The following is a 21,737-nucleotide window of genomic DNA, read 5'->3' as shown; positions in this document are numbered from 1 at the left end:
CCATCACGGCCACGACAGCAATCACGGTCACGACGGCCGCCGTGGCCACCACGCCCACGACAGCAACCGCGGCGACCAGAGCCACCTGGCCATGACGGTCACCACAGCCACGACAGCCACCACAGCCACGACAGGAGACAGCGATGTGCGCGCCGGAACCGCTTCTCGAACGCCGTGAACCCCTGGAGCTGCTGACCGCCGAGGCCGCCCGCGCCCGGACCGGCTCCGGCCGCCTGGTCCTGCTCCGGGGCGCCACCGGCACCGGCCGCACCGCGCTCCTGGAGGCGGCGGCCGGGCACGCGGCGGCGAACGGCATGCGCGTCCTGCGGGCCCGCTGCTCACCCGAGCACCGCTCCGTCCCCTTCGGCACCGTCTTCCAACTCCTGTCCCACGGGCCGGAGTTCGACCAGGCCGCGGGCGAGGCGCCGGACCCGCCGGGCACCCAGCCGCACCGGGGCAGGCCCGCGCGCCTGTGGCGGCTGCTGCGCTCCTACGCGGCCGAGTCCCCGCTGCTCGTGGCCGTGGACGACGCGCACCTCGCCGACCTCCCGTCCCGCCGCTGGCTCGCCGAGGCCGTCCGCCGCCTCGACCGCCTGCCCGTGCTCCTGGTGGTCACCGAACGCAGCCAGTACGACATCGACCCTCCGGCGGACGGCTTCGCACACGCCCTCTCCCCCGCCCTCGTGCACACCCGCACCCTGGCCCCGCTGAGCCCGGACGCCGGTGCGCGGCTGGTCCGTTCGGTCCACGGGGACGCCCCGCCGGACTGGGTCGACGCCTGCTTACGGGCGGGTGCGGGCAGCCCCCTGCTGCTGCGCGCCCTGCTGTCCGACCTCCGTGACTCCGCCCCCGGGGCCCTCCCGGCTGCCCTTCCGGACACCTGCGCCGCGCTCTACCCGGGCACCTACGCCGCCGCCGTGTCCTGGTGGCTGGACAGCGCCGGGCCCGCGACCACGGGCGTCGCCCGCGCGCTCGCCGCCCTCGACGACGAGGGCACCCCGGCCGACGCGGACCTGCTCGCCCGTACGGCCGACGCGGATGCCGCCCGCGTACCCGGCTGGCTCACCGCGATGACCCGGCTCGGCCTGCTCCGCCCCGACGCCGGGGGCCGCCCCCGGTACGCCCACCCGCTGCTGCGGGACGCCGTGCTCGGCGGCTGGGCCGGCGCCGACCGCCAGGCCGCGCACCGCCGCGCTGCCGAGGCGATGCTGCACCGCGGCGACCCGGCCGAGGCCGTCGCCGGACAACTGCTGCGCTCCGGGCCCGTCGGCGAGGCATGGGCGACCGCCGCCCTGCTGGACGCCGCCGACCTCGCCGTCCGCGCCGACCGCAGCGAGGACGCCCTCGCCCACCTGCGCCGCGCCCTCGACGAACCCATGCCGGCCGCCCGCCGCACCGTGGTCCTCACCGAACTGGGCTCCCTGGAGTACGCCACCGTGCGGTCCTCCGCCGGCATCCCCCGGCTCGCGGAGGCGATGCGGCTGCCCGGACCGCCCCGGGAGCGCGTCCACGCGGCGGTCGCCCTCGGCACGGCCCTGGCCCGGCGCGGCGAGGCCCGTGCCGCCGTCGACGTACTGCGCGGGCTGCGTGACGAGCATCTGACGGGCCATCCGGACCTGATCCGCACCGTCCAGACCGCCTCCGCCCTGCTCGCCGACCACGACCAGGGCGTACGGCAGGAGGTGTACCGCTGGCTGCGCGAGACCGCCGAGCGCTCGCCCCACCTGGTCGGCACCGCAGGACAGGCCCTCCTCGTGCGCTACGAGGCCACCGCCGGCCTGATCTCGGCGGCCTCGGCGATGCACCGTGTCCGGGCCCTGCTCGCCCGGCCGGCCGAACCACTGTCCGAGGTGTTCCTGCTGGGCACCGCCGCCGCCGTCGCCCAGTGGGCCGACCAGCTGGAGGAGGCCGAACGTCTCGTCGACCGTGGCCTCAGCGGCCAGCGCACCTCCCTGCTGCACCCCATGCACCTGGCCCTGCTCAACGTCCGGATCGACATCGCCGCCGCCCGGGGCGCCCACGCGGAGGTCCTCGCCGATCCCGAGGTGGCCCGCGCGGTCGCGGGCGGCCCCGAGTCCGCCAACGCGCTGGCCCACGCGGTCGTCGCCCTGGTGGAGACCGGGCGTACGCAGGAGGCCGCCCGTCTCGCCGACGGCTTCGACGTCCGGCACGCCCACGACTCCTGGGAGGCGAACCGCTTCCTGCACGCCCGCGGCCGCCTCCGCGCCGCCACCGGCGACCCGGCCGCGGCCCTCGACGACTTCCTGGAGTGCGGCCGCCGCCAGTCGGCCCGGGACGTCGCCAGCCCCGTCGTCACCCCCTGGCGCTCCGCCGCCGCCGCGTGCCATCTCGCCCTCGGCCGCCCCCAGGAGGCCCTGGCCCTCGCCGAGCAGGAACTGCGTCTCGCCGGTGTCTGGAACACCCCCCGCGTCCTCGGCCGGGCCCTGTCCGCGCTCGGCACGGCGACGGGCGGCCGCCGGGGCCTGGAGCTGGCGGACCGGGCGGTACGGGCGCTGCGGCAGGGCGTCGACGGAGTACCGGAGGAGGCCGCCGGGACCGGCCCGGCCGCCGTGGTCGCGCTGGGCAGCGTCGCCGCGGCGGGCGGGGGCCGGCTGTCGGCCAGGGGGCCCGTGACGGCCAAGGGCGGCTGGAAGCAGGGCGGCACCCGCTTCACGGCGGCCTCCGCGCGCGGCTGGACGCCCGGCGGAGCCCCGGCACGGGCCCTGGGCGGCGGCCGGGCGGTCGGCGATGTCTCCGCGGTGCCATCCGGCGGCGCCTGGGCGGCGCCCGCCGCGCCGGACACCGCGGGGGCCGGGGCGCCGGGCGGCTCCCCGGTGACCTCGGAGCTGATCCCGGCCCTCGTGGCGCAGGGAAGGGCGCTCGCCGCAGCCGGGGAGCGGGCGCGGGCCCGCGGCGCCTTCCGGGAGGCGGCCGGACACGCCGAACGCCTCGGCGCGCTCCGCCTGCGCGCTCTCGCGGAGGAAGCCCTGCGCGAGGGCGGTGCCCGCCGCCCGGCGACGGCCCTGACGGGCCCGTCCGCGCTCACGGCGGCCGAGCGCCGGATCGCCGAACTCGCCGCCCAGGGCCACACGAACACCGAGATGGCCCAGCTCCTCCACCTGGCCCGGCGCACGGTGGAGACCCATCTGACCAGCACCTACCGCAAGCTCGGCATCCGCCGCCGGGCGGAACTGGGCGCGGCTCTCGCGAACTCCGCCGAGACTCCGTGACCGGCCACGCGCCGACTGAACCGAAGGGCGGGCGCATGCGTAGGGAGGTGGGGGGAACGGGACCACCCACGTACGGCCACCGCACCCGAGGAGCACCCATGAGCAGCACCCCGCCCCTGCACGACTGGCTCGACTCGCGCCGGCCGCTCGTGCTGGGCCTGTTCCGTATCGTCCTCGGGCTGCTGTTCGCCAGTGAGGGAGCCGCCACGGTCTTCGGCGTCCTGGACCGCAAGGCGAGCCCGGTCGGCGACTGGCCCTTCTGGTACGCCGGAGTCATCGAGCTGACCTGTGGCGTCCTGGTCCTCCTCGGCGTCGCGACCCGCAGTGCCGCGTTCCTCAGCTCGGGCATCATGGCGTTCGCCTACTTCACGGAGCACCAGAAGGACGGCCTCTTCCCCCTCCAGAACGGCGGCCTCGCCCCCGTCCTGTTCTGCTGGGGCTTCCTCCTGCTGGTCTTCGCCGGCCCCGGCGCCCTGTCCCTGGCGGGCCCGACCCGCCGCGAGACCGGCTCCCGCACCGGCTCCGACCGGATCACCGAGCCGTCCCGCTGACCGACCCTCCGTCACGCGGGACGCGGTGCCGAGGGGTGGGACGATCATGCTCGCGACCCGCGTGCCGATGGCGCGCGACGGCTTCGAGGAGCGGCTCCGCACACCCCTGCCGGGCCTCGGCATCATCGACAACCCGGCCGTGGTGTACGCGGGGTGGGCCGCCGACGGCGCCCATCCGGACCGGGACCTCACCACGATCGCCGCGCACCGTCCGTCGACGGGCGGCCGCCGTCCGCGCCGAACGGGAGAAGACGCCGGCGCACCTGCTCGTGCCCCGCGCCGCCCGAGTCCTCACCCTGCTCCGCCATCGCGACGACTCGCCGGAGGCGTACCTGTACGACTACCAGGGCGACGAGAGCGCCACCCACACCGCGCTGCTGATGCCGGCCGGCGCGGGCCGCTTCGCCCACCCCGGCACCGAGACCCCGGCCCTGTACTGGGGCGTCGGCGCGACCCGGTCCCGCTTCGCCGCCACGCACCCGCTCGACACCCTGATCGCGCACCTGACGCCCGTCGAGACGGACTTCCCCGCCGCGACCGAGCACAGGGACGAGGCAGCCGGGGACGGCCGGCCCGGCCACACACCGGACCTCCTCGACCCGGCACTCCGCCCGGCGCTCCGCCCGGCGCTCCGCCCGGCTCTCCGCCCGGCTCTCCACCCGGCTCTCCACCCGGCTCTCCACCCGGACCGCCGCCCGCAGGCCGAGCAGCCGGGCGGCCCGCTCAGCACTCGATGATGTTGACCGCCAGCCCGCCCCGGGCCGTCTCCTTGTACTTGACGCTCATGTCGGCGCCGGTGTCCTTCATGGTCTTGATGACCTTGTCCAGGGACACCTTGTGGGTGCCGTCGCCGCGCATGGCCATCCGGGCGGCCGTGACGGCCTTCACCGCCGCCATGCCGTTGCGTTCGATGCAGGGGATCTGGACGAGGCCGCCGACGGGGTCGCAGGTGAGGCCGAGGTTGTGCTCCATGCCGATCTCGGCGGCGTTCTCCACCTGTTCGGGGGAGCCGCCCAGCACCTCGGCCAGCGCTCCGGCCGCCATGGAGCAGGCGGAGCCGACCTCGCCCTGGCAGCCGACCTCGGCGCCGGAGATGGAGGCGTTCTCCTTGAACAGCAGACCGATCGCGCCGGCGGCCAGCAGGAACCGCACCACGCCGTCCTCGTCGGCGCCCGGCACGAAGTTGATGTAGTAGTGCAGGACGGCGGGGATGATGCCGGCAGCGCCGTTCGTCGGCGCGGTGACGACCCGGCCGCCGGCGGCGTTCTCCTCGTTCACGGCCATCGCGTAGAGCGTGATCCACTCCATGGAGCGGGCCAGCGGGTCGCCCTCCGCCCGGAGCTGACGGGCCGACATGGACGCGCGGCGGCGGACCTTCAGACCGCCGGGCAGGATGCCCTCGCGGGACATGCCGCGGGAGACGCACGCCTGCATGACCCCCCAGATGTCCAGGAGTCCGGAGCGGATCTCGTCCTCGGTGCGCCAGGCCCGCTCGTTCTCCAGCATCAGCGCGGAGATCGACAGACCCGTCTCCTTCGCCAGCCGGAGCAGCTCGTCGCCCGTGCGGAAGGGGTACTTGAGGGGGGTGTCGTCGAGCTTGATACGGTCCGCGCCGACCGCGTCCTCGTCGACCACGAAGCCGCCGCCGACGGAGTAGTACGTCTTCGACAGCACCTCCGCACCCGCGGCGTCACGGGCCCATATGGTCATGCCGTTGGCGTGGTACGGCAGGGCCTTGCGGCGGTGCAGGACGAGGTCCTTGTCGAAGGAGAAGGGGATCTCGTGGTCGTCGAGGAGGCGGATGCGCCCCGACGTCCTGATCGCCTCCACGCGGTCGTCGGCCGACTCCACGTCGACGGTCCGCGGGGAGGCGCCCTCCAGGCCGAGGAGCACCGCCTTGGGGGTGCCGTGGCCGTGGCCGGTCGCGCCCAGCGAGCCGTACAGCTCGACGCGGACCGAGGCCACGTCGGAGAGCAGCTCCTCGTTGCGCAGCCGGCGCGCGAACATCCGGGCTGCGCGCATCGGGCCGACCGTGTGGGAGCTGGACGGGCCGATGCCGATCGAGAACAGGTCGAAGACCGAGATGGCCACGGTGACTCCTCAGAACGGGGGAGGGCGGTGCGGGGGACGGGGTACCGCGCTCACTCCCCAGTGTGCGCGGTACCCCGGAAACTGCGGGGTGTGGTCCGGTGAGGCCCGGGGTCACTCACCCAGCGTCGGGTAGAGCGGGTGCTTGTCGGCGAGGGCCTTGACCCGGGCCTTGAGGGCTTCGGTGTCGTAGGAGGGCTTGAGGGCCTCGGCGATGACGTCGGCGACCTCGGTGAAGTCCTCGGCGGTGAAGCCGCGGGTGGCCAGGGCCGGGGTGCCGATGCGCAGGCCGGAGGTCACCATCGGCGGACGCGGGTCGTTGGGGACCGCGTTGCGGTTGACGGTGATGCCGACCTCGTGGAGGCGGTCCTCGGCCTGCTGTCCGTCCAGGTCGGAGTGGCGCAGGTCGACGAGGATGAGGTGCACGTCGGTGCCGCCGGACAGCACGTCGACGCCGGCCTCGCGGGCGTCGGGGGCGGTGAGCCGTTCGGCGAGGATCTTCGCGCCCTCGACCGTGCGGCGCTGGCGCTCCTTGAACTCCTCGCTCGCGGCGACCTTGAAGGAGACCGCCTTGGCCGCGATGACGTGCTCCAGCGGGCCGCCCTGGAAGCCGGGGAAGACCGAGGAGTTGAGCTTCTTGGCGAACTCCTTGCTGCGGGCGAGGATGATGCCGCCGCGCGGGCCGCCGAGGGTCTTGTGGGTGGTGGAGGTGACCACGTCGGCGTACTCGACGGGGTTGGGGTGCAGCCCGGCCGCGACCAGACCCGCGAAGTGGGCCATGTCCACCCACAGCAGCGCGCCGGTCTCGTCGGCGATCCGGCGGAACGCGGCGAAGTCCAGCTGCCGCGGATACGCCGACCAGCCCGCGATGATCACCTTCGGGTTGTGCTCCTTGGCGAGCCGTTCGACCTCGTCCATGTCGACCAGGCCGGAGTCGTCCACGTGGTAGGCGACCACGTTGAACTGCTTGCCGGAGAAGTTCAGGCGCATGCCGTGGGTGAGGTGGCCGCCGTGGGCGAGGTCCAGGCCGAGGACGGTGTCGCCGGGCTGGGCCAGCGCGAACAGCGCGGCCTGGTTGGCGGAGGCACCCGAGTGCGGCTGCACGTTGGCGTACTCCGCGCCGAACAGCTCCTTGAGCCGGTCGATCGCGATCTGCTCGGTGACGTCGACATGCTCGCAGCCGCCGTAGTAGCGGCGGCCCGGATAGCCCTCGGCGTACTTGTTGGTCAGGACCGTGCCCTGCGCCTCCATGACCGCCAGAGGGGCGAAGTTCTCGGAGGCGATCATCTCCAGCGTGGACTGCTGACGGTGCAGCTCGGCGTCGACGGCGGCCGCGACCTCGGGGTCCAGCTCGTGCAGGGGGGTGTTCAGAAGCGACATACGGGGGACCTCGTCTTCTCAGCCGGCGGTGTGGGCGGCGTACTCGTCGGCGGAGAGCAGGTCGTCCGGCTCGCCCGCGACGCGTACCTTGAACAGCCATCCGCCCTCGAACGGGGCGGTGTTCACCAGCGACGGGTCGTTGACGACGTCCTCGTTGATCTCGGTGATCTCACCGGAGACCGGCGAGTACAGGTCGCTCACCGACTTCGTGGACTCCAGTTCGCCGCAGGTCTCGCCCGCTTCGACCGTGGAGCCCACGTCGGGGAGCTGGGCGTAGACGACATCGCCGAGCGCGTTCGCCGCGAACTCCGTGATGCCGACCGTCGAGACGCCGTCCTCGGCGACCGACAGCCACTCGTGCTCCTTGCTGTAACGCAGCTGCTGGGGGTTGCTCATGGCCTGAATTCTCCTGTACGCGGGGGAGTGATGGTGAAGGGGGGACTGCAGAAACCGCTGTTGAACAGCGCGGATGTGCCCAGGGTCACGCTCGGGGTCCGCACGACGCCGCTTCCGGACGACTCCGTATACGACCACGCGAACCGCCCCGGCCGCACGAGCACGACCGCACGGCTACGAAGGTGTCACTTCCGCCGCGAGTAGAACGGCAGGGCCACGACCTCGTACGGCTCGTGGCTGCCGCGGATGTCCACGGCGACCCCGGTGGTGCCCGGGGCGGCGTACATGGCGTCGACGTACGCCATCGCGATCGGCTTGCCCAGCGTGGGGGAGGGGGCGCCGGAGGTGACCTCGCCGATCACCTTGCCCTCGGCGACGACGGGGTATCCCGCGCGGGGGACCCGGCGGCCCTCGGCGATCAGGCCGACGAGGACCGGCGGCTCGTGGTTGACGTGCTCGGAGGCCTCGCGCAGGGCCGCGCGGCCCACGAAGTCGCCCTCCTTGCCGAACTTCACGACCCGGCCGAGCCCGGCGTCGAACGGCGTCAGTTCGGTCGACAGCTCGTGCCCGTACAGCGGCATGCCCGCCTCCAGGCGGAGCGTGTCCCGGCAGGACAGCCCGCAGGGGACCAGGCCGGCGCCCTCGCCCGCCTTGGTCAGCGCCTGCCACAGTTCGACGGCGTGCTCGGGCTTCACGAACAGCTCGAAGCCGTCCTCGCCGGTGTATCCGGTGCGCGCGATCAGCGCCGGGACGCCGGCGACCGTGCCCGGCAGTCCCGCGTAGTACTTCAGACCGTCGAGGTCGGCGTCGGTGAGGGAGGCCAGGATGCCGGGCGACTCGGGGCCCTGGACGGCGAGCAGCGCGTACGCGTCCCGGTCGTCCCGCACCTCGGCGTCGAAACCGGCGGCACGCTCGACGAGCGCGTCCAGCACCACCTGGGCGTTGGAGGCGTTCGCGACGACGAGGTACTCCGTGTCCCCGAGCCGGTAGACGATCAGGTCGTCGAGGATGCCGCCGTCCTCGCGGCAGATCATGGTGTAGCGGGCGCGGCCGGGCTTCACACCGCCGATGTCGCCGACCAGTGCGTGGTCGAGCAGCGCGGCGGCCCCCGGCCCGGAGACGGTGATCTCGCCCATGTGGGAGAGGTCGAAGAGGCCGGCCCTCGTGCGGACGGCGAGGTGCTCGTCACGCTCGGAGCCGTAACGCAGGGGCATGTCCCAGCCTGCGAAGTCGGTCATCGTCGCACCGAGCGAGCGATGCAGGGCATCGAGCGCGGTACGGCGCGATCCAGCGGTGGGGCTACTGCTCATCGGATTGCTCCCGGGGCATGACAGGCGAGGACGATCCTCCCCATCTGTCATCGGAACCTGAGAGGTTCACCGCGACCGTACGTACCGGTGATCGTGACGCACCGGTGATCGTGGTTTGCACCTTGGGTGGAGCCGTCCTCCTCGAAGGGAGGCGCGGCCCGCTTTTCAGATGTGCCTCGCCCGCGCGGTATCTGGGCCTGAGAGATTCAAGGGAGGGACTTGCTCCTTCGGCGCCCCAGCGAGACTGCTGGGAGCTCTCCCGCGCGGATTCAAGCGGCCGGTATGCAGTTGGCGCGCACATCATTGCACGCATCGACGCGGCGCGGCAGGGGGACCTTCACTGGTGAGGGCGGCGAGCGGGAGCGGACACACCGGTTCGTAGCACTCTTGTGGCAGGACGAGGACTCAACCAGGAGGGATCGGGCATTACCTTCTCTTTACAGTCTGTGGGGATGGGACTCCATACCCCTGGGGAGGACGATCACGGTGAACAGGACCACGGCGTACGCGACGACCTCGGGCATCGCCGCCATGCCCGAGCAGCCCGTCGCACCGGCCGGTGAGGCGTGCGGCCCGTTCCCGAGGGCGGTCGTCCGCGACCTCAGGGAGCGTGCCGGGCGCAGCCCGCACGGACTGTCCTTCGGGCCACGCGACCTGGTGGTGGTGACCGGGCTCCCGGGCAGCGGCAAGTCGACGCTGATGCGGCGGAGCGTGCCGGGCGTGCGGATCGACTCCCAGGACACCCGGGACCGCTTCGACGCGCGCTTCGCCCGCCACCTGCCGTACGCGGCCTACCGGCCCTTCGTGCGCCTCGCGCACTACGCGGGACTGCGGCGCGCCCTCCGCTCGGGCCAGGGCGTCGTCGTGCACGACTGCGGTGCCCAGGCGTGGGTGCGGAGCTGGCTCGCGCGGGAAGCCGTACGGCGGGGCGGCACCCTGCATCTGCTGCTGCTCGACGTGACCGCGGACGAGGCGCGGGACGGGCAGCGGGAGCGGGGCCGGGGGGTCTCGCGGTACGCGTTCGCCCGGCACCGCGGCGCCATGACCAGACTGCTGCGGGCGGTGGAGAAGGGACGGCTGCCGCAGGGGTGCGGGGCGGCGGTGCTGATCGACCGGGCGGCGGCGGACGTGCTGAAGCGGATCGACTTCACGGGGTAGGAGGCGGCTCCCGGAGGGAGCGCCCGCGGCCCGGAAGCAATTAAGGTGCTGGGACAACAGCATCACGGAGCAAAGCGGTAGGCAGCAGATGGACTTCCCGGCGGACTTTCCGGCACAGGCGCATCCCCACGGGCACGGTGGGTGGCCCGGCAACGAGCTGGAGGAGGTGCTGTCCGCTTCGCTCGGTGTGCCCCAGGCCGGGGCACGGATCGTGGAGGTGCTGGCCCGCAGTTTCGTCTGGGTGCCGCTCCCGGAGGGGGGCGGCCCGAGCAGCGGTCAGCTCGACCTGCCCACGATGGAGTTCGACGGCCAGGCGTACGTCCCGGTCTTCACGTCCGAGGAGCAGTTCCGCCAGGTCGTCGGCAGCCACATGTCGTTCACGATCGCCCCGGCCGTCGAGTTCGCGCGCGGCCTGCCTCCGCAGATCGGCCTCGCCCTCAACCCGGACGGTGTCGTGGGCATGCCGTTGCCGCCGCCCGCGGTGGCCGAGCTGTGCCGGGCCGGACGGACCCCGCTGGACGGCTCGGCGAACGGCGCCCGCGTGCGGCTGTTCGAGCCGGACTGGCAGGACGATCCCGTGGACTTCCTGGCGGCCGCCTCGGCGGAGTTCGCCACGACCGGAGTGGTCCTCTCCGCCCGCCGCTGCCTCGCCACCATCGAGACCGCCGACCCCGTCATGTTCATCGGCGTCGAGCTGACCTCCTGGGAGGCCGACCGGGGCCTCCCGCTCGCTGCCCTCGGCCGGGCCCTCGCCAAGGCCCCCGTCCCCTGGCCGGTCAACATGGTCTTCCTGGACGTCGCCCAGGACCCGGTGGGCGACTGGCTCCGCGAGAAGGTACGGCCTTTCTACCAACAGGGGTACTGACCGACGCGCCCCGGAAGGGCGCGGAGAGCGGCGCGACCAGCCACGACCTGCCCGCACCCCACGAGGTACGGCACCGCCCGAGCCCTGACCGGCTCAACCGGCGCACCACCTAAGCTGTCTCCTATAACCAGGGTCCAACACGAAGGACGGCCAACGTGAGCGGCAGCATCGCCACCGGGCAGGTCGAGCACATGCTGCGGCAGGTGACGCCCGGGCGTTACGACGCCTACGAGGCGCTGCTGCGTGCCCTCGCCACCCCGTCCTCCGGCCAGATCTGGATGCTGCTCTGGCACGGCCAGGGCGGCTCCCAGGACGCGCAGTACGGGAACATGGAGGTCGACGGGTTCAACTACGCCCCGTGCGTGACCTCCGCCCAGGAGCTCTCCGCCAGTGGCTGGAACCGCAGTTACGAGGTCGTCGACGGCCTCGACGTGGCCCGCACGCTCTACCCCGACCACTACGGCCTCTGGCTGAACCCGCACGCGCCGGGCGGTGGCGTCGGCATCCCCTGGCTCGATCTGCGCCGGATCGCCACCGGCCTGGAGCGGCAGCCCGCCGGCCCGCTCCGGCTGTCCGAGCCGGCCATCGAGATCCCCCAGTTCTACGGCCTGCTGACCCAGAACGCGCACCGCACACCCGCCGTGCGCTCGCTGCGCCGCGCCTGGGTGCAGCCGGCGCTCGGCGCGCCGTACCTGGCCATCGGCCTCGACGTGTACGACACCTCGCCGCCGGCCGTGGACTCGGTGCGCGCGATGATGCAGCAGTCCATCGGCGCCGTCCCGGACGGGCTGCCCGTCTCCACGGTCGCGATGTCCGACGAGTACGACCCGGTCGCCATGTGGCTGCGGGCGGGCGCCCGCCCGTTCTACGACCGCGAGGCCCACGCGGCTCCGGCGCAGGCCCCGGCGGCGGGCGGCTACGGGTATCCGAGCCGGTACTGAGCCGCCCCGCCTGCGTCCTCCCCGCACCCCCACCGCTCAACAGAGCGTCACGTCCGGATAGCGGAACCGTGCTGGCCACATCACGGTTGCGCATACTTTCGCCGTCGGGTCTGGTGCCTGATCGCGCGGCCGTTGAAGACTCCCCCAGAGCGATGGGGGGATGCGGCGAACACGCTGTTCATAGGGTGAAGTTCTCCGCCGTGCCCCTCCCTCGTACTCAGCAGTAGTCACAGAGCAGGCGAGACAGCAGTGGTGACGGACCGCACCGCAGACCCGGGCGGCCGCCAGGCACAGTCGGCAACCACCGGCACGGGCAAGCACGAGGGACGATGACCGCACCCATTGAGACGACCGGATCGCAGGCCGAGGCGCAGCCCGAAGCCGTGCTGGAAGGTGTCGAGGCCAAGAAGATCGAGGGCCGTTCGCTCGGCCAGATCGCCTGGACCCGCTTCAAGCGCGACAAGGTGGCCGTCGCCGGCGGTCTCATCGTCGTTCTGCTGATCCTGGTCGCGGCCTTCTCCCGGCCGCTGCAGTCGCTGCTGGGGCTGGACCCCAACGCGTTCAACCAGGACCTGATCGACCCCAACACCTCCCTGCCCAAGGGCGACTTCGGCGGGATGAGCTGGGACCACCCGCTCGGTGTCGAGCCGAAGTTCGGCCGCGACATCCTCGCCCGCATCCTGGAGGGCTCCTGGGTCTCCCTGGTCGTGGCCTTCGGCGCGACGATCCTGTCCAACGCCATCGGCGTGGTCCTGGGCCTGGTCGCCGGGTACTACGGCGGCCGGGTCGACACGATCGTCAGCCGGCTGATGGACACCTTCCTGGCGTTCCCTCTGCTGCTCTTCGCGATCGCCATCTCCGCGACGCTGCAGGGCGGCGCCTTCGGTCTCGAAGGTCTGCCCCTGCACATCTCGGTGCTGATCTTCGTGATCGGTTTCTTCAACTGGCCCTACATGGGACGCATCGTGCGGGGTCAGACCCTGGCCCTGCGCGAGCGCGAGTTCATCGACGCCTCGCGGGGGATGGGCGCCGGCGGCCCGTACGTCCTGTTCAAGGAGCTGCTGCCGAACCTCGTCGCCCCGATCATCGTCTACTCGACCCTGCTCATCCCGACCAACATCATCTTCGAGGCGTCGCTCAGCTTCCTCGGCGTCGGGATCCAGCCGCCGCAGGCATCCTGGGGCGGCATGCTCAACCAGGCGGTCGACTTCTTCGAGGTCGACCCGCAGTACATGATCGTTCCCGGCCTCGCGATCTTCATCACGGTGCTGGCCTTCAACCTCCTCGGTGACGGCCTCCGGGACGCCCTCGACCCCCGCAGCCGCTGACGTCTGCGCCCGCGGCCCGGTTGTGGCCCGCAGTCCCACACAACTGTCCAACTACGAAGGAGAAACCGACCATCATGCGAAGGTCAGCAATGGCCGCTGTCGCGGTTGTGAGCAGCGCCGGATTGCTTCTGTCCGCCTGCAGCAAGGCGGACGACGGTACGGACGACGCCCCCAAGGGAGCCGGCGCCAACGCCGCGACCACGGGTGTCGTGAACGAGTCCACGGCGAAGGGCGGCACGGTCACCTACGCCAGCTCCGACGCCCCCGAGTCCCTCGACCCGGGCAACATGTACTACGCGTACGGCTTCAACTTCAGCCGCCTCTACGCGCGTCCGCTGATGACCTTCAAGCCCGGCCCGGGCGAGAAGGGCAACGAGCTGGTCCCCGACCTCGCCGAGAGCGCGGGCACCCCCAGCGACGGCGGCAAGACCTGGACGTACAAGATCCGCAAGGGTGTCAAGTACGAGGACGGCACCGAGGTCACCGCCAAGGACGTCAAGTACGCCGTGGAGCGCTCGAACTTCGCGCGTGACGTGCTCTCGCTGGGCCCGAACTACTTCCAGCAGATGCTGAACGACCCGAAGAAGTACAAGGGTCCCTACGCCGACAAGAGCGACAAGGGCATCTCCTCCATAGAGACGCCGGACGACTACACGATCGTCTTCAAGCTCAACAAGGCGTTCTCCGAGTTCGACTACCTGGCGAGCATGCCGCAGACGGCTCCGGTGCCGAAGGCCAAGGACACCGGCGTCGACTACACCAAGAAGGTCGTCTCCACCGGCTCGTACAAGTTCCAGAAGTACGACGAGGGCAAGCAGATCGTCCTCGTCCGCAACACGGAGTGGGACGCCAAGACGGACCCGCTGCGCAAGCAGTACCCGGACAAGATCGTGGTGAACCTGAAGGTCAACAAGGCCACCATCGACAAGGACGTCATGTCCGGCGACACCATGATCGACATCCAGGGCACCGGTGTCGACGCCCAGACCCAGGCCCAGGTCCTCAAGGACAAGGACCAGAAGGCCAACACGGACAACGCGTCCGGCGGCCGTCTCGTCTACACGGCGATCAACACCAAGGTCGCGCCGTTCGACAACGTCGACTGCCGCAAGGCCGTCGAGTACGCGATCGACAAGGTCGCCGTGCAGACCGCCATGGGCGGCCCGATCCGCGGTGACATCGCCTCCACGGTGCTTCCCCCGGACGTCACGGGCTACGAGAAGGCCGACCTGTACGCCACCCCGGACAACAAGGGTGACGTCGCCAAGGCCAAGGAGAGCCTGAAGGCCTGTGGCAAGGAGGGCGGCTTCAAGACCTCCATCTCCGCCCGCACCGACCGTCAGGGCGAGGTCGACGCGGCCACCGCGGTCGTCGAGGCGCTGAAGAAGGTCGGCATCCAGGCCGACATCAAGCAGTACCCGTCGGGCAAGTACTTCTCCGACTACGCGGGTGTGCCGAAGTTCAACAAGAAGAACGACATCGGCCTGATCATGATGCAGTGGGGCTCCGACTGGCCGACCGGCTACGGCTTCCTGCAGCAGATCGTGCACGGCAAGGCCATCGGCCAGTCCGGCAACACCAACCTGTCCGAGCTGAACGACCCCGCGGTCAACAAGCTGCTGGACGACGCGATCGGCAACACGGACGAGGCCGCCCGCACCGCGGCGTACACCGAGGTCGACAAGAAGGTCATGGAGCAGGCCGCCATCGTGCCCCTGACCTACTTCAAGGTCCTGCTGTACCGCTCGCCGTACGCCACCAACCTGGTGTCGTCCTCGGCCTTCAGCGGTCAGTACGACTACCTCAACATCGGTGTCAAGGAAAAGAAGTAGCCCCGGAAGGCAGGTGAAGGCATTGGCGCCCGCGGGTGAGCACACCCGCGGGCGCCGGCGCCGGTCCTCGTGATCTCGTACATCATCCGCCGGACGATCGCGGCGGTGATCCTGCTGCTCGTCGTCACCGCGGTCACCTTCGGCATCTTCTTCATCCTGCCGAAGCTCGCCGGGCAGACCGCCGAACAGCTGGCACAGCAGTACATCGGCAAGAACCCCTCGCCCGAGGACATCGCGGCGGTCAAGCGGAACCTCGGCCTGGACCAGCCGGTCTACGAGCAGTACTGGAACTTCATCAAGGGCATTGTCTCCGGTGCCACGTACGACCTGGGGCCCACCACCGTCCACTGTGACGCCCCCTGCTTCGGCTACTCCTTCAAGGACCACCTGGAGGTCTGGCCGCAGCTCACCAGCCGGCTGCCGGTGACCATCTCGCTCGCCTCCGGCGCCGCCGTGCTGTGGCTGCTGGGCGGTATCGCGGCGGGTGTCATCAGCGCACTGAAACCGGGCTCGTTCTTCGACCGGGCCGCCATGGGCGTCGCGCTCGCGGGCGTCTCCCTGCCCATGTTCTTCACCGGCCAGCTCGCCCTGCTGCTGTTCAGCTACCAGCTGGAGATCTTCGGCCGGACGTACGTCCCCTTCACCGAGAACCCCTCGCAGTGGGCCAACACCCTCTTCCTGCCGTGGTGCTCGCTCGCCCTCCTCTATTCGGCCATCTACGCCCGGCTCACCCGCTCGGGCATGCTGGAGACGATGAACGAGGACTACATCCGCACCGCCCGGGCCAAGGGCCTGCGTGAGCGCAACGTGGTCGTGAAGCACGGTCTGCGGGCCGCGCTGACCCCGCTGGTGACGGTCTTCGGCATGGACGTCGGCCTGCTCCTCGGCGGCGCCCTCATCACCGAGACCGTGTTCTCCCTGCACGGCATCGGCGAGTACGCGGTCCAGTCGATCAGCGCCAACGACCTGCCCCCGATCCTCGGGGTGACCCTGCTCGCGGCGTTCTTCGTCGTCTTCATGAACCTTGTGGTGGACCTGCTGTACGCCACGATCGACCCGCGGGTGAGGCTCTCGTGACCGAACTGTCCAAGACCGGGGCCGCCGTCGGCGAGCCCGCACGCGCCGGGGACGCCCCCGAGGCGTTCCTCGAAGTGCGCGACCTCAAGGTGCACTTCCCCACCGACGACGGCGTGGTCAAGTCCGTCGACGGCCTCTCCTTCCAGCTGGAGAAGGGCAAGACCCTCGGCATCGTGGGCGAGTCCGGCTCCGGCAAGTCGGTGACCTCGCTGGCGATCATGGGCCTGCACCGGCTTGGCGCGCGCGGCAAGAACGTGCGGATGTCGGGCGAGATCTGGCTCGACGGCAAGGAGCTCGTCGGGGCGAGCCCCGACGAGGTGCGCCGGCTGCGCGGCCGCGACATGGCGATGATCTTCCAGGACCCGCTGTCCGCGATGCACCCGTACTACCGGGTCGGCAGCCAGATCGTCGAGGCGTACCGGGTCCACCACGACGTCAGCAAGAAGGTCGCCCGCAAGCGCGCGATCGAACTCCTCGACCGCGTCGGCATCCCGGAGCCCCACAAGCGCGTCGACGGCTACCCGCACGAGTTCTCCGGCGGTATGCGCCAGCGCGCCATGATCGCCATGGCCCTGGTCAACAACCCCGAACTGCTGATCGCCGACGAGCCCACGACCGCCCTGGACGTCACCGTCCAGGCGCAGATCCTGGACCTGATCCGGGATCTGCAGAAGGAGTTCGGCTCCGCGGTCATCATCATCACGCACGACCTCGGGGTGGTCGCCGAGATCGCCGACGACATCCTCGTGATGTACGGCGGCCGCTGTGTGGAGCGCGGCCCGGTCGACGACATCTTCCACCAGCCGCAGCACCCCTACACCTGGGGTCTGCTCGGCTCGATGCCGCGCATCGACCGCGCCCAGACGGACCGGCTCATCCCGGTCAAGGGCCAGCCGCCGAGCCTCATCAACGTGCCCTCGGGCTGCGCCTTCAACCCGCGCTGCCCCTACGCGGACGTCCCCAAGGACAACATCACCCGCACCGAGCGCCCCGACCTGCGCGAGGTCGGCGGCCGGCACTTCACCGCCTGCCACCTGTCGCAGGAGGACCGTACGCGGATCTGGACCGAAGAGATTGCGCCGAAGCTGTGAGCGAGACTGAGACCCGGGCCGCCGTGCCGGCCCCGCGCGCCGACTCCGACGAGAAGCCACTGCTCAGGGTCGAGGGCCTGGTCAAGCACTTCCCCATCAAGAAGGGCCTGCTCCAGCGGCAGGTCGGGGCGGTCAAGGCCGTCGACGGCATCGACTTCGAGGTGCGCCGGGGCGAGACCCTCGGCGTCGTCGGCGAGTCCGGCTGCGGCAAGTCGACCATGGGCCGGCTCATCACCCGTCTGCTGGAGCCGTCCGGCGGCAAGATCGAGTTCGACGGCACCGACATCACGCATCTCAAGACCGCCGGGATGCGTCCGCTGCGCCGCGACGTCCAGATGATCTTCCAGGACCCGTACGGCTCGCTGAACCCCCGGCACACCATCGGCACCATCGTCTCGGCGCCGTTCAAGCTCCAGGGCGTCCAGCCCGAGGGCGGGGTGAAGAAGGAGGTCCAGCGCCTCCTGGAGCTGGTGGGCCTGAGCCCCGAGCACTACAACCGGTACCCGCACGAGTTCTCCGGCGGCCAGCGCCAGCGCATCGGCATCGCCCGCGCGCTCGCCCTCAAGCCCCGGATGGTCGTCGCGGACGAGCCGGTCTCCGCGCTCGACGTGTCAATCCAGGCCCAGGTCGTCAACCTGATGGACGACCTCCAGGACGAGCTGGGCCTGACGTACGTGATCATCGCGCACGACCTCTCGGTGGTCCGCCACGTCTCCGACCGCATCGCCGTGATGTACCTCGGCAAGATCGTGGAGCTGGCCGACCGGGACTCCCTGTACACCGCGCCCATGCACCCGTACACCAAGGCGCTGCTGTCGGCCGTGCCGATCCCGGACCCGTCGCGCCGGGGCGCCAAGAGCGAGCGCATCCTGCTCAAGGGCGACGTGCCCTCGCCGATCGCGCCGCCGAGCGGCTGCCGCTTCCACACCCGGTGCTGGAAGGCCACGCAGGTCTGCACGACCACCGAGCCGCCGCTGGCCGAACTGAGGCCGGGGCAGCGGGTCGCCTGCCACCACCCCGAGAACTTCGAGGACCAGCAGCCGCAGGACGTCGTCCTGCTGACGGCCGCGAAGGAGGCGGCCGAGCTGGTACCGGACACGGTGAAGACGACGGAGGCGCCGCCCGCGGAGCCCGAGCTGCCGGCGGCGGACGAGCCCCCCGCCGCGACCGAGCCCCCCGCCGCGGCGGAACCGCCCGCCGCGACCGGGGCCGCCGCGGAGCCCGAGGCTGTCGAGAAGCCCAAGACCGCCAAGGAGCCGGAGGCCGCCGAGGAGTCCGGCGGCGCCGACGACAAGTAAGCGAGAACGAGCCCCCGCCTTGCAATGGAAGGTGGGGGCTCGCTGCTGCGTCACAATATAGGGGTGTCTCCCTATCCGCTCGACCTGATCGGCATCTTCGTCTTCGCGATCTCCGGCGCGCTGCTGGCCGTCCGCAAGAACTTCGACGTCTTCGGTATCGCCGTCCTCGCCGAGGTGACCGCGCTCGGCGGCGGGCTCTTCCGCGACCTGGTCATCGGCGCCGTACCGCCGGCCGCCTTCACCGATCTCGGCTATTTCGTCACCCCGCTGCTCGCCGCCCTCCTCGTCTTCTTCCTGCACCCCCACGTGGAGCGCATCCAGGCCGGGGTCAACGTCTTCGACGCCGCCGGCCTCGGCCTGTTCTGCGTCGCGGGCACGGCGAAGGCGTACGACTACGGCCTCGGCCTGACCGCCTCCCTCGTCCTCGGCCTCGCCACCGCGGTCGGCGGCGGTGTGCTGCGGGACGTCCTCGCCAACGAGGTGCCCTCGCTGCTGCGCTGGGACCGCGACCTGTACGCCGTGCCCGCGATGGTCGGTGCCGGGATGGTCGTCCTGTGCATCAGCCAGGACGCCCTGACCCCCTTCACCTCGGCACTCGCCGCGATCACGGCCTTCGTGCTGCGGCTGCTGGCGATGCGGTACCACTGGCGGGCGCCACGGGCCTGGAACCGGCGGTCGGCAGCGGTCGAGGAGGGGTGAGGCCGGCGAGGGAGGGGCCGGAGGGGGAGAGCCGAGGCGATCGGGGCCCGCGCGGAGGAAACGCCACCGCAACGCATAAAGCTACCGCTTAGTAATCTCCTGTTGTACGGTTCACCCATGCCCGAAGCAGCTTCCGTACAGGCCACCATCGGCGACAGTGAGTTCGACCGGGACACCGCGGTCACCCGACGCGCACCCGGCGTCTACGACATCGACCTCTCCGCCGGCTGGACCATCATCGGTGCCGTCAACGGCGGCTACCTTCTCGCCGTCCTCGGCCGCGCCCTCGCCGACACGCTGCCGCACGGCGACCCGTTCACGATCTCCGCGCACTACCTGACCGCCTCCCAGCCGGGCCCGGCGGTCGTGCGCACGGATGTCGTCCGCACCGGCAGGACCCTGTCGACCGGCCAGGCGTCCCTCTTCCAGTACGACGACGCCGGCCGCGAGATCGAGCGGATACGGGTCCTCGCCTCCTACGGCGACCTCGACGCGCTCCCGGACGACGTCCGCACGACGGCGACACCGCCCGCGTTCCCGCCGGTCGAGCAGTGCTTCGGCCCGCAGGACGCGCCCGGTCCCGTCCCCGGCGGCTCCGCGATCACCGACCGGCTGTTCCTCAAGCTGGATCCCGCGACCCTCGGCTGGGTGCTCGGCGCGCCGTCGGGCAAGGGCGAGATGCGGTCCTGGTTCGGTCTGGCCGACGGCCGTGACGCCGACCCGTTCTCCCTGCTCCTCGCGGTGGACGCGCTGCCGCCGACCGCGTTCGAGATGGGCCTGAAGGGCTGGGTCCCGACGGTCGAACTGACCGTCCACGTCAGGTGCCGCCCGGCGCCGGGCCCGCTCCGGGTCGCCCTCACCACCCGCAACCTCGCCGGCGGCTTCCTGGAGGAGGACGCGGAGGTCTGGGACAGCGCGGACCGGCTGGTCGCACAGTCCCGGCAACTGGCCCGCGCGCGACTGTCGGACTGAGGCGGCCGGGCGGGCGCGTCGGGCGGCTCCGGCGACACCTCGTCGTCCACCTCGGGCGATTACTGCTCGGGCGGACGGAACTGCCAGGCCCCGTCGGGTGGAAGCGGACGGACAGGGCGCCCCCGTGCACGGGGGCGCCCTTGTGGTGTCGCGGGCGCTCAGTCCAGCCAGTGGCGGCAGCCGATGCTGATCAGCCGCATGCGGCGGCTCGCCAGCCGCGTCACCCGGACGCGTTCCTCCTCCGGAGCGTCCAGGACCGCCAGGAACAGCGAGGCGGTCACCAGCATCTGATCGACGTACAGCCCCGCCAGCATCAGCCGGTCGTCGTCGGTCCACCCCGCCGTCTCCGGCCGGGTGGCCAGATCGTCGCGCACCTCCTCGGCGAACCGGGCCAGTTGCCCCTGGATGGCGTCCCGCACCGGCTGGACCCCGCTGTGCCGTTCGCGTGCGATGAACCTGACGTGTGCGGGGTACGCGTCCACATGGCGGGCGATCAGATCGACGGCGCGCTCGATGAGTTCGTCACTGTCGCCCACCGCCGACATCAGATCCGCGACCACCGCGTGCAGACTGCCGAGCACCTCCTCGACCAGCGCGACACCGAGGTCCGCGGTCGACCGGAAGTGCCGGTAGAAGGCGGTGGGGGCGACGCCCACGGCCCGGGTGACCTCGCGCAGTCCGAGGCTGCTGAGGCTCTGCTCCTCCAGCAGCCCGAGCGCGGCGTCCATGAGCGCCTGCCGGGTCCGCTGCTTCTGGACCTGCCGGACGCCGAGAGTGTGACTCATGCCATGCAGTTAACAACTGTTCTCCGTAAATGAAAAGCCGGGCGACGCGCTAGACTTGGGAGTCAGTGAACAGTTGTAACCACAATCGTTCACCCAAGCGTCACCGGACGGACCGGACCGACGAACCGAAACGAGAGGCGGGTCCCTCATGCTGTTCCTGGTCGCCGCACTACTGCTGCTGGGTGTCGTCCTCGGCACCGTCGCCCATGTGCCGATGGCCGTCTCGTCCGCCCTGGCCGCCGGGATCGCCCTCTGGCTGGCCGTCTTCGCCTACCGCGAGCGCCACGCCCGCCGGAGCCGCACCACCGACTGACCGGCCGGCGCGCCCGACCGCTCACCCCGCCGACCGTCCACCACCGACCCGCCGTTCCCCGCGAACGACCGTCCCCCGAGAGCCCGTAGGGAGCAGACCGACCATGCAGCTCACCGCCGCACGTCCGCAGACCGGAACCACCACGACCCGCACCCGTACCGGGGGCCGGGACGCCGACGGCATGGCCGTCGCCTCCTTCGTCCTCGGCCTCCTCGGGCTGCTGGTCCTCAACCTCTTCCTCGGTCCCATCGCCATCGTCCTGGCGGCCGTCGCCCTGAAGCGCGGCACGACGCGACGGGGCCGTGCCTTCCTCGGCCTCGGGCTGGGCGTCGCCGACCTGGTGGTCCTGGCCGCGCTGATGCAGAGCACCGACACGGTCTCCTGGAGCTTCTGACGCGGAGCCGGGTGCCGCCCGGACCGAGA

The 21,737-nt window shown here is 71.6% G+C and carries 20 protein-coding genes and 2 riboswitches; of the genes, 15 read left to right on the top strand and 5 right to left on the bottom strand.

What is annotated here, in order from left to right; translation table 11 throughout:
- Window positions 1-143: 143 nt before the first annotated feature.
- The 3 genes from SCAB_RS13055 (at window position 144) to SCAB_RS13045 (ending at window position 4,518) form a co-directional block, all read left to right on the top strand.
- Window positions 144-3,230 carry a helix-turn-helix transcriptional regulator gene (locus SCAB_RS13055; protein WP_013000537.1) on the top strand — a complete coding sequence of 1,029 codons (3,087 nt, stop codon included), beginning with the start codon at window positions 144-146 and terminating at the stop codon, window positions 3,228-3,230.
- 98 nt (window positions 3,231-3,328) lie between these two features.
- Window positions 3,329-3,781 (top strand): DoxX family protein, encoded by a 453-nt coding sequence (locus tag SCAB_RS13050; protein ID WP_013000536.1) that lies wholly within the window; start codon window positions 3,329-3,331, stop codon window positions 3,779-3,781.
- 269 nt (window positions 3,782-4,050) lie between these two features.
- Window positions 4,051-4,518, top strand: coding sequence for a hypothetical protein (locus SCAB_RS13045; RefSeq protein WP_013000535.1), 468 nt, complete (start codon window positions 4,051-4,053; stop codon window positions 4,516-4,518).
- Here SCAB_RS13045 and SCAB_RS13040 read toward each other — a convergent pair.
- From SCAB_RS13040 to gcvT, 4 genes are all read right to left on the bottom strand, one after another.
- A complete protein-coding gene (locus SCAB_RS13040) occupies window positions 4,505-5,872 on the bottom strand; it encodes an L-serine ammonia-lyase (RefSeq protein ID WP_013000534.1) in 1,368 nt (455 codons plus the stop codon). The genes SCAB_RS13045 and SCAB_RS13040 overlap by 14 nt on opposite strands.
- A 111-nt stretch (window positions 5,873-5,983) precedes the next feature.
- Window positions 5,984-7,249: a serine hydroxymethyltransferase gene (gene glyA / locus SCAB_RS13035; RefSeq protein ID WP_013000533.1), complete on the bottom strand. Its 1,266-nt coding sequence runs from the start codon at window positions 7,247-7,249 to the stop codon at window positions 5,984-5,986.
- A gap of 18 nt (window positions 7,250-7,267) precedes the next feature.
- Entirely contained in the window at window positions 7,268-7,645 is a 378-nt protein-coding gene (gene gcvH, locus SCAB_RS13030) for a glycine cleavage system protein GcvH (protein ID WP_013000532.1), read from the bottom strand.
- Window positions 7,646-7,830: 185 nt separating this feature from the next.
- Complete coding sequence (gene gcvT / locus SCAB_RS13025; RefSeq protein ID WP_037724756.1) at window positions 7,831-8,955, bottom strand: glycine cleavage system aminomethyltransferase GcvT; 1,125 nt, start codon at window positions 8,953-8,955, stop codon at window positions 7,831-7,833.
- Window positions 8,956-8,989: 34 nt separating this feature from the next.
- Window positions 8,990-9,130: riboswitch (glycine riboswitch) on the bottom strand.
- Window positions 9,131-9,227, bottom strand: a riboswitch (glycine riboswitch).
- A 214-nt stretch (window positions 9,228-9,441) separates the two neighbouring features.
- Here gcvT and SCAB_RS13020 point away from each other — a divergent pair.
- The 10 genes from SCAB_RS13020 (at window position 9,442) to SCAB_RS12975 (ending at window position 20,216) form a co-directional block, all read left to right on the top strand.
- Window positions 9,442-10,113 (top strand): AAA family ATPase, encoded by a 672-nt coding sequence (locus SCAB_RS13020; RefSeq protein ID WP_037724754.1) that lies wholly within the window; start codon window positions 9,442-9,444, stop codon window positions 10,111-10,113.
- Between the two features lie 88 nt (window positions 10,114-10,201).
- A complete protein-coding gene (locus SCAB_RS13015; protein ID WP_013000528.1) occupies window positions 10,202-10,978 on the top strand; it encodes an enhanced serine sensitivity protein SseB in 777 nt (258 codons plus the stop codon).
- 191 nt (window positions 10,979-11,169) lie between these two features.
- Window positions 11,170-11,919 (top strand): enhanced serine sensitivity protein SseB C-terminal domain-containing protein, encoded by a 750-nt coding sequence (locus SCAB_RS13010; RefSeq protein WP_046773699.1) that lies wholly within the window; start codon window positions 11,170-11,172, stop codon window positions 11,917-11,919.
- A 329-nt stretch (window positions 11,920-12,248) separates the two neighbouring features.
- Window positions 12,249-13,247 (top strand): ABC transporter permease, encoded by a 999-nt coding sequence (locus SCAB_RS13005; protein WP_013000526.1) that lies wholly within the window; start codon window positions 12,249-12,251, stop codon window positions 13,245-13,247.
- A 74-nt stretch (window positions 13,248-13,321) separates the two neighbouring features.
- Complete coding sequence (locus tag SCAB_RS13000) at window positions 13,322-15,079, top strand: ABC transporter substrate-binding protein (protein ID WP_231884989.1); 1,758 nt, start codon at window positions 13,322-13,324, stop codon at window positions 15,077-15,079.
- A gap of 69 nt (window positions 15,080-15,148) precedes the next feature.
- Complete coding sequence (locus SCAB_RS12995) at window positions 15,149-16,156, top strand: ABC transporter permease (protein WP_013000524.1); 1,008 nt, start codon at window positions 15,149-15,151, stop codon at window positions 16,154-16,156.
- Window positions 16,153-17,247 carry an ABC transporter ATP-binding protein gene (locus tag SCAB_RS12990; RefSeq protein WP_013000523.1) on the top strand — a complete coding sequence of 365 codons (1,095 nt, stop codon included), beginning with the start codon at window positions 16,153-16,155 and terminating at the stop codon, window positions 17,245-17,247. Before SCAB_RS12995 ends, SCAB_RS12990 begins: the two co-directional genes overlap by 4 nt.
- Window positions 17,244-18,545 carry an ABC transporter ATP-binding protein gene (locus SCAB_RS12985; protein WP_013000522.1) on the top strand — a complete coding sequence of 434 codons (1,302 nt, stop codon included), beginning with the start codon at window positions 17,244-17,246 and terminating at the stop codon, window positions 18,543-18,545. The genes SCAB_RS12990 and SCAB_RS12985 overlap by 4 nt, the downstream gene beginning before the upstream one ends.
- Window positions 18,546-18,608: 63 nt before the next feature.
- The gene (locus tag SCAB_RS12980) at window positions 18,609-19,244 is read left to right on the top strand and encodes a trimeric intracellular cation channel family protein (RefSeq protein WP_013000521.1); all 636 of its coding nucleotides are present in this window, start codon (window positions 18,609-18,611) and stop codon (window positions 19,242-19,244) included.
- A 117-nt stretch (window positions 19,245-19,361) separates the two neighbouring features.
- Window positions 19,362-20,216 carry a thioesterase family protein gene (locus SCAB_RS12975; protein WP_013000520.1) on the top strand — a complete coding sequence of 285 codons (855 nt, stop codon included), beginning with the start codon at window positions 19,362-19,364 and terminating at the stop codon, window positions 20,214-20,216.
- Between the two features lie 158 nt (window positions 20,217-20,374).
- Here the strand turns inward: SCAB_RS12975 and SCAB_RS12970 are convergent, their stop codons facing one another.
- Window positions 20,375-21,001, bottom strand: coding sequence for a TetR family transcriptional regulator (locus tag SCAB_RS12970; protein ID WP_013000519.1), 627 nt, complete (start codon window positions 20,999-21,001; stop codon window positions 20,375-20,377).
- 148 nt (window positions 21,002-21,149) lie between these two features.
- Between SCAB_RS12970 and SCAB_RS47700 the strand changes: the two genes are divergently transcribed.
- Window positions 21,150-21,314, top strand: a complete 165-nt coding sequence (locus tag SCAB_RS47700) for a hypothetical protein (protein WP_013000518.1) — start codon at window positions 21,150-21,152, stop codon at window positions 21,312-21,314.
- A gap of 103 nt (window positions 21,315-21,417) precedes the next feature.
- Window positions 21,418-21,708 carry a hypothetical protein gene (locus tag SCAB_RS12960; RefSeq protein ID WP_013000517.1) on the top strand — a complete coding sequence of 97 codons (291 nt, stop codon included), beginning with the start codon at window positions 21,418-21,420 and terminating at the stop codon, window positions 21,706-21,708.
- Window positions 21,709-21,737: the final 29 nt, after the last annotated feature.

The sequence above is a fragment of the Streptomyces scabiei 87.22 genome (assembly GCF_000091305.1).
GTDB classification, from domain to species: domain Bacteria; phylum Actinomycetota; class Actinomycetes; order Streptomycetales; family Streptomycetaceae; genus Streptomyces; species Streptomyces scabiei.
The sequence above is the reverse complement of the archived record's forward strand: the minus strand, read 5'-3'. Positions and strand labels throughout refer to the sequence as shown.

What these genes read in the sequence shown, in the direction of transcription:
- SCAB_RS13055 (WP_013000537.1), top strand. Translation starts at nt 144, where the DNA reads ATGTGCGCGCCGGAACCGCTTCTCGAACGCCGTGAACCCCTGGAGCTG.
- SCAB_RS13050 (WP_013000536.1), top strand. Translation starts at nt 3,329, where the DNA reads ATGAGCAGCACCCCGCCCCTGCACGACTGGCTCGACTCGCGCCGGCCG.
- glyA (WP_013000533.1), bottom strand. Translation starts at nt 7,249, where the DNA reads ATGTCGCTTCTGAACACCCCCCTGCACGAGCTGGACCCCGAGGTCGCG.
- gcvH (WP_013000532.1), bottom strand. Translation starts at nt 7,645, where the DNA reads ATGAGCAACCCCCAGCAGCTGCGTTACAGCAAGGAGCACGAGTGGCTG.
- gcvT (WP_037724756.1), bottom strand. Translation starts at nt 8,955, where the DNA reads ATGAGCAGTAGCCCCACCGCTGGATCGCGCCGTACCGCGCTCGATGCC.
- SCAB_RS13015 (WP_013000528.1), top strand. Translation starts at nt 10,202, where the DNA reads ATGGACTTCCCGGCGGACTTTCCGGCACAGGCGCATCCCCACGGGCAC.
- SCAB_RS13010 (WP_046773699.1), top strand. Translation starts at nt 11,170, where the DNA reads ATGCTGCGGCAGGTGACGCCCGGGCGTTACGACGCCTACGAGGCGCTG.
- SCAB_RS13005 (WP_013000526.1), top strand. Translation starts at nt 12,249, where the DNA reads ATGACCGCACCCATTGAGACGACCGGATCGCAGGCCGAGGCGCAGCCC.
- SCAB_RS13000 (WP_231884989.1), top strand. Translation starts at nt 13,322, where the DNA reads ATGCGAAGGTCAGCAATGGCCGCTGTCGCGGTTGTGAGCAGCGCCGGA.
- SCAB_RS12975 (WP_013000520.1), top strand. Translation starts at nt 19,362, where the DNA reads ATGCCCGAAGCAGCTTCCGTACAGGCCACCATCGGCGACAGTGAGTTC.
- SCAB_RS12970 (WP_013000519.1), bottom strand. Translation starts at nt 21,001, where the DNA reads ATGAGTCACACTCTCGGCGTCCGGCAGGTCCAGAAGCAGCGGACCCGG.
- SCAB_RS47700 (WP_013000518.1), top strand. Translation starts at nt 21,150, where the DNA reads ATGCTGTTCCTGGTCGCCGCACTACTGCTGCTGGGTGTCGTCCTCGGC.
- SCAB_RS12960 (WP_013000517.1), top strand. Translation starts at nt 21,418, where the DNA reads ATGCAGCTCACCGCCGCACGTCCGCAGACCGGAACCACCACGACCCGC.